14 protein-coding genes are annotated in these 17,276 nt (G+C 65.0%); 3 read left to right on the top strand and 11 right to left on the bottom strand.

Annotated features, from left to right (window positions below; translation table 11 throughout):
- Positions 1-27: 27 nt before the first annotated feature.
- Positions 28-5,775 (top strand): hypothetical protein, encoded by a 5,748-nt coding sequence (locus tag ABWK72_RS10260; RefSeq protein WP_367874697.1) that lies wholly within the window; start codon positions 28-30, stop codon positions 5,773-5,775.
- Positions 5,776-6,109: 334 nt separating this feature from the next.
- Here ABWK72_RS10260 and mog read toward each other — a convergent pair whose 3' ends face one another.
- From mog to ABWK72_RS10225, 7 genes are all read right to left on the bottom strand, one after another.
- On the bottom strand, positions 6,110-6,586 hold the full coding sequence (gene mog / locus ABWK72_RS10255) for a molybdopterin adenylyltransferase (protein WP_367874696.1): 477 nt from the start codon (positions 6,584-6,586) through the stop codon (positions 6,110-6,112).
- On the bottom strand, positions 6,583-7,035 hold the full coding sequence (gene moaC / locus ABWK72_RS10250; RefSeq protein WP_367874695.1) for a cyclic pyranopterin monophosphate synthase MoaC: 453 nt from the start codon (positions 7,033-7,035) through the stop codon (positions 6,583-6,585). The genes mog and moaC overlap by 4 nt, the downstream gene beginning before the upstream one ends.
- A gap of 13 nt (positions 7,036-7,048) precedes the next feature.
- The gene (locus ABWK72_RS10245) at positions 7,049-8,221 is read right to left on the bottom strand and encodes a molybdopterin molybdotransferase MoeA (RefSeq protein ID WP_367874694.1); all 1,173 of its coding nucleotides are present in this window, start codon (positions 8,219-8,221) and stop codon (positions 7,049-7,051) included.
- A 37-nt stretch (positions 8,222-8,258) separates the two neighbouring features.
- Entirely contained in the window at positions 8,259-8,552 is a 294-nt protein-coding gene (locus ABWK72_RS10240) for a hypothetical protein (RefSeq protein WP_367874693.1), read from the bottom strand.
- Positions 8,553-8,605: 53 nt separating this feature from the next.
- Positions 8,606-9,187: a hypothetical protein gene (locus ABWK72_RS10235; RefSeq protein WP_367874692.1), complete on the bottom strand. Its 582-nt coding sequence runs from the start codon at positions 9,185-9,187 to the stop codon at positions 8,606-8,608.
- A gap of 88 nt (positions 9,188-9,275) precedes the next feature.
- Positions 9,276-10,805, bottom strand: coding sequence for a glycogen synthase (locus ABWK72_RS10230; RefSeq protein ID WP_367874691.1), 1,530 nt, complete (start codon positions 10,803-10,805; stop codon positions 9,276-9,278).
- 390 nt (positions 10,806-11,195) lie between these two features.
- A complete protein-coding gene (locus ABWK72_RS10225; protein WP_367874690.1) occupies positions 11,196-13,040 on the bottom strand; it encodes an alpha-amylase family glycosyl hydrolase in 1,845 nt (614 codons plus the stop codon).
- 195 nt (positions 13,041-13,235) lie between these two features.
- On the opposite strand from ABWK72_RS10225, the gene ABWK72_RS10220 reads away from it, so the two are divergent.
- Positions 13,236-13,457: a hypothetical protein gene (locus ABWK72_RS10220; protein ID WP_367874689.1), complete on the top strand. Its 222-nt coding sequence runs from the start codon at positions 13,236-13,238 to the stop codon at positions 13,455-13,457.
- A gap of 33 nt (positions 13,458-13,490) precedes the next feature.
- Positions 13,491-14,699, top strand: coding sequence for an NAD(P)/FAD-dependent oxidoreductase (locus tag ABWK72_RS10215; protein ID WP_367874688.1), 1,209 nt, complete (start codon positions 13,491-13,493; stop codon positions 14,697-14,699).
- A gap of 51 nt (positions 14,700-14,750) precedes the next feature.
- On the opposite strand, the gene ABWK72_RS10210 is transcribed toward ABWK72_RS10215, so the two are convergent.
- From ABWK72_RS10210 to ABWK72_RS10195, 4 genes are all read right to left on the bottom strand, one after another.
- Positions 14,751-15,140, bottom strand: a complete 390-nt coding sequence (locus ABWK72_RS10210; RefSeq protein WP_367874687.1) for a hypothetical protein — start codon at positions 15,138-15,140, stop codon at positions 14,751-14,753.
- 3 nt (positions 15,141-15,143) lie between these two features.
- Positions 15,144-16,004, bottom strand: a complete 861-nt coding sequence (locus ABWK72_RS10205) for a TIGR02587 family membrane protein (protein WP_367874686.1) — start codon at positions 16,002-16,004, stop codon at positions 15,144-15,146.
- A complete protein-coding gene (locus tag ABWK72_RS10200) occupies positions 16,001-16,471 on the bottom strand; it encodes an MgtC/SapB family protein (RefSeq protein WP_367874685.1) in 471 nt (156 codons plus the stop codon). The genes ABWK72_RS10205 and ABWK72_RS10200 overlap by 4 nt, the downstream gene beginning before the upstream one ends.
- A gap of 85 nt (positions 16,472-16,556) precedes the next feature.
- The gene (locus ABWK72_RS10195; protein ID WP_367874684.1) at positions 16,557-17,048 is read right to left on the bottom strand and encodes a ferritin-like domain-containing protein; all 492 of its coding nucleotides are present in this window, start codon (positions 17,046-17,048) and stop codon (positions 16,557-16,559) included.
- Positions 17,049-17,276: the final 228 nt, after the last annotated feature.

The raw sequence follows: 17,276 nt of genomic DNA, 5'->3' as shown, positions 1-17,276 counted from the left end.
CTGCGCCCCGGTAACTACTATGCCGCCGTGATCAGCGAGGGCACGGAACCCGTCTCGAACAAGCTCGGCCCCAATCCTTCCACCGCCGTCCTTGCAGCCTCCACGCCGGTCCCGGTTATCGACTTGGGAGTGCTTTCGACCACTCCGACGGATACGCCTTTCAACTTGGCGGCAGGTGAACTGGCGATCTATCGCGTGACGGTGCCCGCGGGTTCGCGTCTGCTCGAAGCTTATATCACCGGTCGCACCGGCAATCCCGGCATCTCGCTGTTGAAGGGAACGGCCGTGCCGAAGCCCTTTCCGGCCACGACCTCGGGAGCGAATGGCTACGGCTGGACCGGTGGCCAGAACTCCTCGAACCACCCCGTGCTCATGACGGTGCACGAACCCGAAGCGGGAGTTTACACGCTGGTCGTCCGCGCCAACCCGACAGCGAACAACACCTATCTCAACGGCGCCGGGACACTGCATGTCCGCGGGATCCAGGAACTCCCCGAAATCACCGCGCTGGGCGTGAAGCGTTCCCACGCCATCGTGGGGCAGTTCGCGGAGGCATGGCAGTACTTCACCCTTGTCGTTCCGGAGAATCCCTCGATCGCCGGCATCCACCTTGCCCTGCGGAATGTGAGTTCCGGGCAGCCGCGGATGGTGGTCCGCAAGGGGGGCACCCTGCCGCGGGACTTCTCCTCCACCAACTTTTTCGGCGCCGGAAGTGCCACCTGGCCTGACGACGCCCAATGGTATCAGGATCTGGATTTCACCGGCATCATCCAGGACTCCGCCGGCGGCAATACCGGGGGGCGCGGCTTCCTGGCGCCCTACAATGCCCCGATGGGCCCGGGCACCTACACGATCGGCGTCACCAAGGGCGAGAACGTGAACACCGTCAATAATCCGGATGCGCCGCCGATGAGCTATACGATCGACGTCGATTGCATCGGCACCGGCCCGGAGATGGACAATCCGCTCGGGACCGTCACGGCGGACAATACCGGCGCGCCGCAACTCATCCCCGCCCTGGGCGAGCGGGATATCCGTTTCTTCAAGGTCGCCATCCCCGCCGGTAGCCCGAGCTGGCGGATGATGCTTGCCGCCGGCTATCCGGCTCCTGCCGGCCCCTCGCCCCATGACGGGATTCTGGCCATCCACAAGGACCGTATCCCCACCTTCGATATCAACCGCACGCCCGGCGACCAGAACGGCGCTATTGCCGGCGTGCTCAATCGCGCCGATTATTTCACACTCCTGCCGGAGACCGAGGACGAGGGCTTGGAAGGCGGCGATTACTACATTGCTGTGACCTCGCTCGGCCTGAACCCGGGCTCCAAGACCGGCAGCGAGCCCTGCGATCTTACGCTCGTCACCCGCGGCGAGCTGCCGGTGGAGGCGATCGAACCGCTCGCCGTGGGCGGCGAGACGTCCCTTCCTTTCAGCCTGGCACCCACGGAACTCGCGGCCTACCGCTTCGTCGTCCCCGAATCCGCCGGCCAGATCGGATATTATGTCTCGATCGACCGGAATATCGGTAAATCCAACTTTTCGCTCCGCCGCGGGGACGGTCTGCCGGAGCCGCCGGGCGCGGTCGGGACAGGCTCGGGATTTCAAGGAGGCATCGACCACGACTACGAAACAACGGACGTGGTGGGAGGGCAGATCGTCTACAATGCCGAACCTGGAACCTATGAAGTGATCGTCCGCTCGACAGGCAATACCCCCTCGACCGGTAGCATCGCCGTCGGCCTTTTCGATCCGGGCACCGGGGTTCCCACGGTGGAATGCGACGGCGGGACCTTGACTGTGAACAACGCCGGCGCGACCACGGACATCCTGCCCTTCCGCGTGGTGATCCCCAATGATCCGAATCTCAAGGGCTGGGGCGTGACCCTGACCGGCTATCATTCCGGAAAGCCCTGCATCATCATGCGCCGCGGCGAGCCGGTCACGGCCGTGCCCGGACCGGCGGTCGGTTCGGATGATCCCGCCTGGCCGAATCTGGCCCAGTGGAAGCAGACGGAAGACTATACCAAGCTGGAGCTGGATACCGCCTTCACCGGGACCGACCGCGACCGCTCCCAGCAATTCTTCGTGGCCGCCCGCGGCCGGCCGCTCGAGCCGGGTGTCTACTACATCGGCATCGACAACCGGGGAACCACGCTGGTCTCGCCGCGTAGCTTCACCATCCGGACCTTCACGTTCGGGGAAGGTTATTCCGTGCCGATCACCGATCTCGCCGTGGCGGGCAGCTCCGCGCCGATCTCGGTGGCCGAGCCGCGCATGCCTGCCGCCTTCAAGATCACCATCCCGCCGCTGACCAAAGCCTGGAGCGTGCAACTCGCCAATACCCTCGGCGACTTCACCTTGCGCGTGCGCAAGGACTTCATCCCCGACACGGTAAATTCCACCTATCCCGACCTGAAGGGCGGCGTGCACGTGCAGAAGGCCGGAGACGAGCGCTTCACCCTGCTGCCCAAGGCCGGCGATGAATACATTACGCCCGGCGACTACTACCTTGTCGCCGCCAGCGAGGGGAAAAATTCCTCGTTCACAAACCAGACCATCGGCACGGGGATCGCCACCGGGACCATCACCAATCTCGGCCCCATCCCTGTCCTCCCGCTGGGCACGGTGAGCGAAGCCGGCATCTCCCAAGCCGTGAGCCTCGCGCCCGCGGAGGTGAAGTTCTACACGGTGGAAGTTCCGGCCGGCGTTAACAACCTGCAGTTCCGCCTGAACGACCGCTCGGGTGAGGCGTCGATCGTGGTTCTTCCCGGCACCCGGGTCCCCGTTCCCGGCCTCGCGGAATCCTACGGCGTCTTCGGCGGGCAGACCGATGCCATCGCACTCAAGAAGGACAAGGCGATCGTCAATCTCGGCAACCCCGCCGCGGGAATCTATACCGTGGCGGTGCGTGCCGGCGGCACCTTGCCTTCCGCTTACGCCCCGGCCTCGGCGACGCTGGCGATCGATATTCTCAAGCCCGCGCCGCTCAATTTCTCCCAGGAGTTCAACGAGGCGAACGGCTTCTCGCACACCGATGCCCGCAGCCTCGCGGATAAGGAGAAGTATTTCTACCGGGTGGCCATGCCGCCGCAGGGCACGGGCGCGGACGAGATCCTCGGCTGGATGGTGACCCTCGACCAGGGCTCGCCGATCGTGCGGATCTATCGCTCGGAGACCGAGTTTGGCAAGACGCCGCCGGTCACGATGGTGGGCCGCACCGCGTTGATCGTGCCGCCGCTGCTCACCTTCGGCGCGAATTGGTTCATCGAGGTGGAAGGCGTGGGCACCACCGATTACGTGATCCGTAGCGAGCCGGTGACCCTCACGGCGCCGGCTTGGGAGCTTCCCGCGGCCTTCAATGCCCATGCGGGCGACTCGAATCCGGGCGAGCCGGACGGGATCGGTGCCGGGCGCCAGCTCCCGCAGGACCACTGGGAATTCTACGCGCTCGACGTGCCGGAGGAGAACCTGGGCCTGATGCGGGTGGTGATGGAGGCCTCGAACGGCAATCCAAACGTCTATATCCGTCAGGACGGAATCCCGACCACGGATCATAAGAACGCCGGCACCAGCGGCAACCCGCTCTATCAATTCAAAATGGTCAGCCAGGACTCCGAGGCCGGGAACTTCTCCGAGCCCAGCGATACTTTGCTGCAGCCGGACCGGCTGAAGCCGGGCCGCTATTACATCGGGGTGAAGTCGGACCCGGTCGGCACGACCCGCACTTCCAGCCGCTACCGCTTGAAGGCGCACTCCGGAGTGGTGACCAACCTCGACATCAACTCGCCGGTCCCGCTCTCCGGGCAGAATCTGGCGGAGAAGGACTGGCGCTACTACCGCGTGACCATCCCGCGCACCGGGATCCCCGAAAATTGGTATCCTGCCTTCACCCGCCTGAACGGCACCGCGCAACTTTACATCCGGGACGACCTGCCGCCCTTCTTCAACACCACCACGCAGACCTTCGTCGATTGGGGAAGCGATTTGAAGAACAAGGTGCCTGCAAGTGCCTATGTCAAGACCCCGCCGCCCGGGACCGCTACGCTTGCCGTGCCGCCGCTGCGGCCGGGGGAAACCTACTACCTCGGTTTCTACGGGGCCACCGGCGGGGCCTTCGAGGTTTCCTCCACCGCCTCCGCCGCGCAGGTACCGGTGGATGCAGAAATGACCTACGATACCGGTAGTACCACCTTCACCATCCCCGCCGGGCAGAAGCGTCTCGTCCGCTTCCACGTGCCTGCTGAAGCCACCCGGGTAAAGTTTGACTGCAGCCAGACCGCCCCCGGCGTCTTCGTGAAGCTGGAGCAGGGGGCCCCGCCCGGCACCGTTCCCAATATCGCCGCCCACTTGCAGAGCGGCGTGGACTATCCCGCCTTCTTCCCGGTGAACCGCGCGCTTGGCACCGCCTGGCCCTTCGTGGCCAAGCAGGACTACTACCTCCTGCTCACCAATACCACCACCGCTTCCATCGACAGCACGGTGACCATGAAAGGCGTGACCGCCGCCACCGAGGATGAGGACATCGACGGCCTGCCGGACGCTTGGGAGCGTCTTTACTTCAATAATAGCCTCACCGCGCAGACCGGAGCCGGCGATCCGGATGCCGACGGCAGCAAGAACCTGTTGGAATACCAGAACGGTACGATCCCCACGGATGTCACCTCGGCCCTCTACGGCGTGGTGGTAGCGGCACCGGGCGGCACTTTCAATGTCTCGCCGCAGCAGGCACTCTATTCCCGGAATGCCACCGTAACCCTGACAGCCACGCCATCGCCGGGAACGACTTTCCGCCGCTGGAGCTGCCCCGGAACGCCGATCGACGGGAATACGAATCCGAACCTCACCTTCCAGATCCAGAACGAGATCAACGCGAAGGCGATTTTCGAGCTGCCCCTCGGCAAGGCCCTTGATACCCCGGACACCCAGGCGTGGACGACCAGCGGCAACGGTGCATGGTTCGGCCAGTTCGAATACAGCCAGGACGGCCAGGATGCGGCGTCTTCCCCGCCGATCGCTCTAAATAACTCGGCGACGCTGGCCACCACGCTGACCGGCCCCGGAACCCTGACTTTCCGCTGGCGCGTCTCCTCGAGGATCAATGCCCACTACCTTACCCTGCTCCTCGACAATATCGTGACACCCCAGGTGGCCGCGATCTCCGGGACGACCATGACCGATTGGGCGCTCGTCACGCTGGCGATCCCCACGGGCAATCACACCGTGGCCTGGCGCTACTCGAAGAACAACACATCCGTCGCGGGTGAAGACCGCGGCTGGGTGGATCGCGTGACCTATACCGGCTGGCCTTCGGATACGCCCACGCTCGATAGCTGGCGCCTCGCGTCCTTCACCACGGCGGAGCTGGGGATTTCCGCCATCAGCGGGCCCGAAGCCGATCCGGACCGGGATGGCATCGAGAACCTGCTGGAAGCGGCGCTCGGGCTCGGGCCGAAGTCGGCGGACCGCGCGGACGAGGCACTCAAGCTGGTGAGCGCGGTGAGTGCCGGTGCCAACCTGACCATCACGCTGGAGTCGAAGGTGGCGGCGCAGCCCCCGTCGGACATCGTACTCCGCCTCCAAGCTGGAAACGGGCTGGGTTCCTGGACCACCCTGTCGACGAAGGCGGCCGACGGCAACTGGAGCAGCCAAGCGGGCACGAATGCCAGCGAAACCAACTCCGGTGCGTCGCGCGATCCGGTGGTGTTTGCGGAAACGATCCCGCTTTCCGGATCGGGCCGGCGGTTTTATCGCCTAGCGGCGGAACTGGCACCGTGAGGGCGGGTGCGCGGACATCGTAAAAACCCCCATCCCCGAACCATGTTCAAGGCGCTCTGCCTTGGCTTCATGGTGCGCGGACATCGTAAAAACCCCCATCCCCGAACTCAGCAAGACCTTACGTAATAACACCTGCCAATATCTTGGCAACCATCCGGTGCCTCGCGACATATACCTAATGTCATGAGCGAGTCTCGCGGAATCCTCCCGGGGAGCCGCGAGATAAGAACCGGCGGTTTCCCGCGCTGTATTGGCGGGAAGAGTCCCCGGACCTTCATCGGTCCGGGGGCTCTCAAACCGCCTGGAAGTGGCTGCCGCGCGTGCGGGCGGCCTTTCACCCCTCGCCATGCAGATGCCGCAGGCACTCCATGATCGCCGGGATAAGCAAGGGCAGGCATTCCCCGATCGCCTTCGGATTCCCCGGCAGGTTTACGATCAGGGTCCGGCCCCGCGTCCCCGCCGTGGATCGCGACAAGATCGCCGTCGGAACCTTGGGAAAGCTTTGCACCCGCATGATCTCGCCGAAGCCCGGCAGCTCCCGTTCCAGCACCGCCCGCGTCGCCTCCGGCGTCACGTCCCGTGCGGAGGGTCCGGTCCCGCCGGTGGTCAACACCAGGTCGCAGCCGTCCTCATCAGCCAGCCGCTTCAAGAGCGCCTCGATCTCCGCGCGCTCGTCCGGCATTACGATCCGCAGCCACTCGACCGCTCCGGCCTGCGCCTCGCCGAAGACCCGTTCGATCTCCGGTCCACTACGATCCTCGTAGATGCCCGCGCTCGCGCGGTCGCTCAGGGTCAGCCGTGCCACCTTCATTCCTTGATCTTCTCCGTGACCCGGATGCCGCCGATGACCATGCCCTTGTCCACCGCCTTGCACATGTCGTAGACCGTCAGTGCCGCCACCGAGACCGCCGTCAGCGCCTCCATCTCGATGCCCGTCTTTGCCGAGGTGCTGGCCGTCGCGCGGATCGCCACGCCCATGTCCTGCACTTCGAAATCCACATCCACGCTGTCCAACGGCAGCCCGTGGCAGAGCGGGATCAGTTCGTCCGTCCGCTTCGCCGCTTGGATCGCCGCGATCCTCGCCACCGTCAGCACGTCGCCCTTCGGCAGCGCCTTGTCGCGCAGCGCCTGCACCGTCGCCGGCGCACAGCTCACGAAGCCCTCCGCCACCGCGCGCCGCCGCTGCACCGGCTTCGCGCCGATATCGACCATGCGCGCCGTGCCGGCAGCATCCAGATGTGAGAACTCGGGAGGAACCATGACTTGGTGATTGCTAGAGCGCCGCCAGCAGCAACGTCTTCGCCACACCCTTCACGGGCGATCCCCCGTTGACAAGCACCAGCGCGTTCGTCCGCATCAGCGAAAAGGTATCCCCGGAAGTCGACCAGCGCTGCGGCTTGGCCACCAGCTTGCCACCCTCCACCTCCACCCGCGCCGGCCATAGGGTCTCCCGCGGATCGGGTTTCACGGCTTCCTCGCCCGCCAGCGGCAGGTCCAGCCAATCCCAGGCCACCCCGCCGCCCGCCATCAATTCCAGCGCCAGCCGGATCGCGACATGGAAACACACGAAGTGCGACACCGGATTCCCCGGGATCACGAAGGCCGCTTGCCGCCCCTTCGTCGCGAAGGTCAACGGCTTGCCCGGCCGCAGGTTCACCTTGTCGAAGTGGATCGTGAAACCCAGTTCGCGCAGCACCCGCGCGCCGAAATCGTAGTCGCCTACGCTCGCACCGCCCGAGATCAGCAACAGGTCGCAGGGCTCCGCGCAAAGTTTCGCGAGCGCCGCCGGGTCATCCCCGCAGCGCCCGGAATGCATCACCGCCCCGCCGTGATCCGCTACCAAGGCACCCAGCAGGGTCGAATTCGTGTCGCGGATCATGCCCGCGCCCGGCCGCTCCTCCGGCCCCACCAATTCTTCCCCCGTCGCCACATGCCGGATCACCGGCAGGCGCGTGACCGCCGGCTCCACCGCGCCGACCTGTGCCAGCATCGCCAGTTCCGTCGCCCCCAGCCGGGTGCCCGCCGCCACGATCACCGCGCCCGGTTCCGCCTCCGCCCCCTTCCGCCGGATGAAAAGATTTACGGGAAACTCCGCGATCGTTACCCGCCCGCCCTCGCGCACCGCCAGCTCTTGCGGGATCACCCGCCCGCCGCCTTCCGGCACCAGCGCGCCGGTGAAAATCCGCATCGCCTCGCCCGCCGCGAGCGCCTGCTCCGGCATCGCGCCCGCCTGAATCTCACCGGTCACCGCAAACTCCCCTGGCACGGCATCCTCCCTCACCACGTAGCCATCCATCGTCCCCCGGTCCCCGGAGGGATACCACGCATCCGCCCGCACCTCCGCCGCCAGCACCCGCCCGCGCGCCTCCGCCAGCGGGACCGCCACGGCCACCAGCTTCTCCACCGCCGCCCCGATCACCGAGCGTGCCTCCGCCAATGAAATCATGGCCTCCGTCTAAGCCCCAAGCCACCTCGGGGCAAGCCTACCTCGGTGTCTTGTCGCGTTCCTCCCGGATCACCGCCAGCGCATCGTAGACCGCCAGCATCACCACGAACACCGCCCAAGCCCCGCACCCCGCCCACCACAGGAAGAAGCGCCAGATGTTCGCTCGCAGCCAGGCATCGATCCCCCACAGCCCGATGGCGAAGATCGCGAGCAAGACCAGCAGGCAGCGGCTCATCACCCGCCGGCGCAGCGCGCGGTCCTCCAGCACCGCGCGGGCAATGCCCTTGTTGGCCGACCACTGGCTTGCGGGTTTCTTCTCCTTCTCACTCATCAAGACCGAGCGTCCGCCAAATCTCCGGGCGGAGCAAGAACCGGATCGCCTGCTCAGGTCTCCTTGGCCTTGATGCGGTCGAGCAGCGCGTTGCCAAGAATCAGAACCGGTATCCCCAAGGCCGCCAGTTCCAGATAGAACCACTGGGTCGGCCGGATCTCGAGCCCGCCGGCCAGTTGCTCCGCAATACTCTTTTCCAGCGGCTCCAAGGCGTTCTTCTGTTGACTGACCTGCCCTCGTTCATCCAAGGCCCTTTGCATCTCTCTCTTGGCGGGAAATCCCAGCGCGAGTTGTAACAGCAGGAACGCCAGCGCCATGGTGCAAAGGATCCCGGCACCGAACTCGTCATCGCTGCTCCCTTTGATCAAGCCGGCGAAGGCCACCAAAAGCGCCGACGCCACCGCGATCAATGCCGCCGCCGCAAGATAAGAGGCGCCCAATGACTGCTTTTCCTCCTTCCGCGGCGTTGGCATCCGGGATTGAAAGGCGGGGTTGGGGGTAGTGGCACCCACGATCATCTGCACCCCGGTCTGCGTGGCCAGGCGCTTGCCGTTGCACTCGATGGATACCCAAGGCAGGAAAAAGAACACCAGCGCCGCAAGCGCCGAAACGATATTGAGCTTGGGAATCACCATCTCATCTAGGGCATGCCAGACGGGGAATCAAGTCCCCCGGCGGACGGCTCCACTGGAACCGCCGGGCACACCTATTCGGTCCGTGGCATCAAGCCGCTTCCGAAGCCCTCGCCACCGCCCTCACCGGCCGATACGTCTCCGACCGCGCCTCTTCAATCGTCCTCCCCGAGAGCCCTTCATAGATATTCAGGTAAGCCTCCGCCGTCGTCTCCGGCGAAAACGCCTCGGCGCTCTGCCGCATGATCCGCGCGATCTCCTGCTCGCGCTCAAGCTCGGGCCGGATGTGGAAGCGCATCGCCTCATCGATCGCCCAGCGCAGGCCGCCGCAATCGTGGGTCTCGAACACGAAGCCGTTGCCTTCGTGTTGCGCGGCATTCAGATGCTGCACGGTATCCTGCAGGCCGCCAGTGCGATGCACGATCGGCAGGCTGCCATACTTCAGCGCGACCATCTGTGCCAATCCGCACGGCTCGTAGGCCGAGGGCACCATCACGAAGTCCGAGGCCGCGTACGCCTGCCGCGAGAGATTCTCCTCGAAACCGCGGACCGCCACCCGGCCCTGCAGGCCATGGAAATTCACGATGTGATCGAAGTGCGGCTTGAACGGGCCGTCTGCCACGAACACCACCTGCAATCCGAGCGCCGAGTAGTCGCTGACCACTTGATACAGGATATGCGCCAGCAGACCGCAGCCCTTCTGCGTGGGATCCAAGCGCGAGGGCCAGAATAGCATCGGTGCCTTCGCATCCACCTCCAGGCCCAGCGCCTTCTGAAGCTGTAGCTTGTTCTTCCGCTTCCCGCTGCGGTGATCGCTTGCACCGTAGCGCTCCGCGATCCGCATGTCATGCTCCGGCGCGCAGGAAGGATCGGGCGCATTCAGAATCCCGGACGCGGCACCGTACTGATGCTTGCCACGCAGCACATCGCACAAGCCCCAGCCGGCGATGTGACGGCCGTCCATCATCTCCTGCAAGAAGCTCGGGCTGACCGTGTTCACGTGGTCGGAAGCATTCATCGCGGAAGCCATCATGCTCACCGGATTCGAATTGCGGCTCTCCTCATACGAATGCGGATAGTGGCCGAAGTGCAGGTTCTGCCAGAAGCGCGCCGTATCGATCCCGCGATCCTCCGCCTCCGCCATCGTGGTGATCTCATCGTGGAGATTGTGCACCGTGAAGAGGCTCTTGATGCCCATCGCCTTCGCCGCCGCGGGAACCAGCCCGGTCATCCAGTCGTGGCAGTGCACGATGTCCGGCTTCACCACCGGCAGGACGTTCTGGATCACGTCCCGTTGGAAGGCCAGCGCCGCGCGCCGGTTCGCGTCCTGGCTGCCGTCATACACCGAGCGGCGGTAGAGGAACTCGCGATCGCGGCAGAGATAGAGCCGCCGCGAGAGCGAAGCATCGGGAAAGAGATTGCGGAAATGCGGCATCGCCACCCGCACGTCGATCCCGCGGTCGGACAACTCGTCCACCAGCAGCGTGCTGATATCGGCCAGCCCCCCCGCCTTCGCCCGCGGCCCGGGGGTGCCATTCCGCCCCATGTGATTGCTGCCGTTCAACTCCGGCGTCACGATCAGGATCCTCGGCCGGCGGAGCTTGCGGGGCTTCTCGCGCATCCCGGATTCCGATGTTCCGGGGGATGACAGGGACGCGAGATTGGAAGCCATGGCTGGGAAATGATACGAGGAAATGGGGCGCGTCCGCCAGGGATGACGGCAGTACAAGCTGCCGTGAACCTTTCCGGAAAGGAGTTCGCGAGCGCGCGTCATTCATTAGCGGGCAACGTGCCAGAAATCCCAAGTGATCTACCCAACTTGGATTTTTCCTCTAAGCCCTTGATCCCCGTGATTCTACGCAGGGAGTTATACTCTCCTCCCGACCTCCTCAACGGGAAATCCCGAACGATGCCGATTGCAAAATCGAACCGCAGCCGGTGCAGGATGCAAAGGCTTCCAACCAGGAAACTCGGCCTTTGAAAGCCTTAAGAATGGTCTCTTACAACTCGCTCAATCCTGACTCATCACCACCAAACCATACGGGGGCAACTTCAAGCCCCCCACCACACTCGGATGCCCGATCTCCCCGCTGCGGCCTTCCACGCAGCTCAGGTCCGCGTCGCCGAAGTCCGAGCTGTATCCGGTCCAGTCCGCATTGAAGCGCACCACCCACTCCCCCTCGGCAGGCAGGGTCAACTCGTAGAAATCATGTTCCCGGTTCGATAGGTTGAGAATCACCACCGTGCTGTCGCGCGGCCCGCCCTCGTGCCAGCGGTGCCAGGCCAGCACCTTGTTCTCCGCATCGCGGTGGAAGACATCCACATTCTGGCCGGTCAGCCCGCGGCTGAAGCCACCGAGATTCCGACGCAGGCCAATGAGGTCGCGATACGCCAGCCGGATCCCGCGGAAGCGCCGCGCCTTGTCCCAATCCAAGGGGTTCTGGTCGTCGAACCAGCCGTCTTCCAGAAACTCCTGCCCCTGAAACAGCATCGGCACCCCCGGTGAAGTCAGCACCACCCCGGCCGCTTGCACGGCACGCCGCCGCGCCCACACGCTCGAAGGATTCTCCGGATCGATCTCGGACACCATCCGCTGCTTCCCGTTCGCCACTTCATCGTGCGATTCCGAATAAATCACGCGCCGGAAGGCATCGCTGCCGTCCGGCGGGACGATCGCGGCAACCATCGCCCCGATATCCCGCACGTCGTCCTCGGGGCATTCCAGCACCGCCCGCACCGGATGCACGAAACTCGCATCCCACTGGCTATCGAAGCCCGCTCCGCCGTCCTCCACCCAAGCCGTGAGCGCGGCATTGTTGCCCAGATCCTCGGCGATCGAGATGATCCGCGGCGAGTGCTGCTTGAGATCCTTGTTGATCCACTGCAGCACCTGCCAGCCTTCGGCCAGATCCACCGACTCGTGGTGCTCGTTGCCCTTGGTTCGGCGGATGTAGCTCACCGCGTCCATCCGCAGCCCGTCGGCCCGGAATTCCTCGATCCACATCAGCGCGTTGTCGCGCAGATACTGGCGCACCTCGTGGCGGCCGTAGTCCGGGCGGGTGTGGCCCCACGGCGTCTCGGCCCGCTCGTCGTTGTAGAAATAGATCCCGCCCATCTCGTTCTCCGACCATCCGTCAAATTGCCACAGGTCGAGATCGCCGGGGCCGAAGTGGTTGTAAACCACGTCCAGCAGCACCGCGATCCCCTGCTTGTGCGCCTCCCGGATCAGCGTCTTGAGCCCGTCCGGCCCGCCGTAGCTCGCCTCCACCGCGAAGGGGTGACAGGGATTGTAGCCCCACGAAGTCTCGCCGGGGAACTCGGTCGGCGGCATCAGCTCGATCGCATTGATGCCGAGTTCCTTCAAGTACGGCAGGCGCCGTATCACGGTCTCGAAGGTGCCCGCGCCGCGCTTCTTCCCGGGAGAGAAGGTGCCGACGTGCAGTTCGTAGATCACCGCCTCGTGCAGATACGGTGGCGTCCACTCGTGGTCCTGCCAGTCGAAGCTGTCGCGGTAGATTACCCCGTTGCCGCTCTCCGGATCGATCATCCGGGCCCGCGGATCGACCTTCAGCAGCACCTTCTTCCCGGACTTGAGCCGGAACTTGTACTGCTCGCCGTCCTTCAAGCCATCCACCGCCACGCTCCACAGCCCCTCGCCCTCTTTCACCAGCGGAATTCCCGGATCCGCCCAGTTGTTGAAGCTCCCCGTGACATGCACCGATTTGGCGTTCGGTGCCCAAACACGGAAGTCGGTGCCAGCCTCATGCGAGATCGCACCCATTCCGGGGCGGCTGGAAGCAAGCGGCTCGCGGGAGGAGGGGGAAGGACGACGGCTCTTGCCGGTGGTAGCGCTCATAAGTTTCAGCACTGGATCCAGCAAGCCGCATGCCCCGACGGCTTTCCTAGGCAGGCAAGGGATCGCCTGCTTCTGGGAAGTGCGGATTGCACACCGTGCGCGATGCATTTCCGCGCGAATTGCATGCAGTTCCAAACCCCTTGCGAAACCCGCGCCCCGGACGAAATTACAAGGGTTTCATCGACCAGCCCCTCTATGAAGAAAGACACGATCATTCCCGCGCAAGAGAAGTTGGCGGCCCACGAACAGGCTGCCGCCGAGATCACCGAACTCCGCCGCAAGGGCATCCATTGCCATATCGAGGAACATACCACCGCGGTCGGTCGCTGTCTGGACGTCGTCGTCGATCCGGAGGGCCCCGTCGAAGCCGTCCCGCCCCCGCCGCCGCGCGTCCGGACCAGGCGCCAGCGCTTCTAACAAAAGGAGCGCATGGCATCTTCCTCCCCCTGCATGGACCTCAGCTCGGATCACGCCTATTGGCGCGTCAAAAGTGGCATCATCGCCAACTACCCGCCCCTCGAAGCGGAGCGCGCTTGCGATGTCGCGATCCTCGGGGCCGGCATCACCGGCTCCCTCATCGCCGAAGCCCTGAGTGCCGATGGCCACCACGTGATCGTCCTTGATGGCCGCGATGTCGCCACCGGCAGCACCAGCGCCAGCACCGCCCTGCTCCAGTACGAGATCGATGTCCACCTCATCGATCTCATCGCACAGCACGGCCCGGACAAGGCCCGCACCGCCTACCGCGCCTGCTACGATGCCATCGATTTGTTAGAGGAACGCGTCGCCCGCCTCGGCTTGGAAGACTGCAATTTCACCCGCAAGGATAGCGTCTACCTCGCCTCCCGTGCCCGGGACGTCCCGATTCTGCAAGCCGAAGCCGAGGCCCGCCGCCAAGCCGGCATCGAAGTCCACGAATGGTCCGCCGGCGACGTGGCCTCGCACTTCAGCTTCCAGCGTCCGCTCGCCCTCCATTCGCCGCAGGCCGCGGAGGTCGATGCCTACCGCCTCGCCCACGGCATGCTCGCCGAAGTCCGGCGCCGCGGCGGCGAGGTCTTCGACCGCACCCGGGTCACCGCCGTGGAGGTCGATGCCGCCGGCGTGATCTTGCAAACGGACCGCAAGCTCAAGGTCCGCGCCAAACGCGTGGTCGCCGCCATGGGCTACGAGAGCGAATGCCTCTTCGATACCGCGGGCCTTGTCGATCTCCGCAGCTCCTTCGCCATCGCCTCCGAACCGCTCGCAGAAGCCCCCGGCTGGTGGAGGCGCTGCCTGCTCTGGGAAACCGCCCGGCCCTACTTCTACCTCCGCGGGGATGGCGATGGCCGCGCCATCATCGGCGGCGAGGACCTGCCCTTCCGCAATCCCGCCGCCCGCGACCGCCTCGTGAACCGCAAGGGCCGCATTCTCGAAAAGCGCTTCCACGAGATGTTCCCCGCAGCCCGCATGGAAAGCGCCTTCGCCTGGGCCGGCACCTTCGGCGAGACCGCGGACGGCCTCGCCTACATCGGCAGCTATCGCAAGCACCCGCTCTGCTACTTCGCCCTCGGCTTCGGCGGGAATGGCATCATCTACAGCGTCATCGCCGCCGAGATCATCCGCAGCTCCCTTCTCGGCAAGCAGCATCCCTGGGCCCTCCCCTTCAAGTTCGACCGGTAGGCCCGGGAGCGCGGACTTTAGTCCGCCCGATCGGTCAAGCATCCGGCCACCCTACGGCTCCTCATACCCCAGCACCCGCCCCTTCAAACCCGCCGGATCCACACTCCCCGGGAAGCACACCTTCGCCTCCATCACCGTTCCCCTCGGTACGAAGTCCAGCGTCAGCCCCGCCTTCTCCTCGCCATCGCTGACCTCGATCTCCACGTTCGATGCTAGGCCCTCGCCCTCGTTGCTCACCTTCACCGGCACGCACCAGTCCGCATCCTTCCTCTCCGGCGTGCCCAGCTCCACCTTCAAGTGCGCCGGCGTGTTCTGCCAGCGGAAGGCCTCCATCGCCAGCACCCCCGCCACGCCGAGCACGATCAGCAGGCTCGCGCCGAAGACCGCCCACTCCAGCGCGTTCTTGCCACCCGGCGGCTTCTCCTTGGATTCCTCATTCATGATTCATGATCCCGGTGCCCGGATTTGTAAAAGCAAGCGCCCCGCCGATGCCCCCAGCACCGCCGGCACCCCCGCCACCACACACTGCGCGAGGATGATCGGCCCCGTCTTCCCGTCCAGTTGCCCGAAGAAATGCAAGCACGCCGCCGCCGCCACCAGCGCCACCGCATAAGTCGTCGCGATCCCGCGCAGCCCCAGCACCCAGGTGTCCCTATGCACATGCCGGTCCGCCCCATGGACCCCGGCGAAGTGCAGCACCAGCGCGCCTAGCAGCACCGAGCCGGCGGCCAGCAGGAGCAGCATCGCAGGCGGACTCTCCATCGCGATGACCTCGATCTCCTCCGTCGGTGCCACGTTTGCCACGAAGAGCACCGCGCCGCACAGCGCGATCGCCGTCTGCGGCAGGTAACCGCTCGACCACCGGTCATCGCCGTCCATCCCGCCATCGTCCAGATCCTCGCCGCCGAGCTGAGCCGTGCCGACCGAGACCCCGATCGCCACAGTCATGCCCTCCATCACCACCTTGCCCGCGATCTCCGCGGTGGACATCCCCGCACCCAGTCGCCCGGTCGCCCACAGCACCACCGCCGCGATCACCAGGCCCAGACCCATCTCCTCCACCGAATCGATGAAGACTTCCCTCAAGCTCGCATCCCGCCTGAGCCCGGCGAAGCGATTGTAGAGCACCAGCAGCACGTAGGTGCAGGCCACGTAGAGCAGCACCCGCGCCGGATGCAGCGCGAAGCCGGCCCACCACACCTCCATCGTGTAGAGCAGCGGCAGCGAGAACATCAGCCCGCCTGCAATGCCCCGCCCATACTCGCGCAGGGACTCGGAAATGGTGCGCTGGTGGCTGAAATTCACGGTCCTCGTTGGGCGCGGCGTTGCTCGATCCGGTCCTTCACATACGCCAATCCATGCAGCACCACGAAGATCAATGCGGTCACCCCGCACGCGAGAATGTAGTAGCGCAGCCCCACCATCATCCCCACCGCCGATGTCACCAGGATCGAGGCCGCCGTCGTCAGACCCTGCACCTTTTCCTTCCCCCGCGAGATGAAGATCGTCCCCGCCCCGAGGAAGCTCACTCCCGTCACCATCGCCTCCAGCACCCGCACCGGGTCATAGCGGAGTTGCTGCAAGTCGTGATCGAAGCGCTGCACCATCAGCTCCCCGATCGTCACGAACAAGGTCGCCGCCAGCCCCACCAGCATGTGCGTCCGCACCCCCGCCGCCTTTCCCTTTGCCTCGCGCTCCCAACCCAGAATCCCCGAAAGCAGGATCGCCACCAGCGAACGGCCCAGCACGTCCAGCTCCAATTCGAAGTTCATGATTCAGGGAGGATGGGCGAAAGCCGGATCCGGCATTTCGCGCGGATCCGGTCATGCTACCACAGGCACCGGTGAAATCCATCCATCAATGCGCCGCAGCCTCGTTCACGCCGGTCGAGAAAATGCCCCCGGAGGCGATCTTGGTCAGCGTGTCATCCGCGTTCGCTTCTTCCTCCAGCGATTTGGTCAGGAGACGCGCATCCTCGTCATGGCCGAGACACTGCGCAAAAGCACGGGCCACCCCGTAGGCGGCGATCTCATAGTGCTCCACCCGGTTCGCGGAGGCGATCAGCACCGCATCCCGCACGCTACCGGGAGCCGTGTTCGTCACGTGCTTGTTGGCCTCTTTCACCAGACCGCGCATCGCGTCGCAGTCTTCGCCCTCCCCGTTGATCCCGTGCGTCTCGAAGATCTCCATCAAGCGCGCGCGCTGCGTGCGGGTTTCATCGAGGTGATGGTTGAAGGCCTCCCGGAGTTCCTGATCCGTCGCGTTGGCCGCCATATCCGGCAGCGCCACGATGAGTTGCGTCTCCGCGCTGTAGAGATCGCGGAGCTGGTCGAAGTACCAGTTGTTCAAGGTTGTTGATCATGGTGGACCTCTCCTCGCACATCACATGCCGAGCCCGCGATCCAAGGAACAACAAGCCGTTCCCCCGGTCTGCATGCCTTCAAGCATGCACCCTGCATCTCCGCCCGCCGCACCCTGCAACGAAATCGGGTGCCGCATCCCGTTCGCGAAAGCAACGAACCACCGATGGACGCCGATAAGACCGGAGGAAAAATCACACCGCCTTGGGACTGCCTT

This window comes from Luteolibacter sp. Populi (assembly GCF_040801775.1).
In the GTDB taxonomy this organism is placed as follows: Bacteria; Verrucomicrobiota; Verrucomicrobiia; order Verrucomicrobiales; family Akkermansiaceae; genus Haloferula.
The sequence above is the reverse complement of the archived record's forward strand: the minus strand, read 5'-3'. Positions and strand labels throughout refer to the sequence as shown.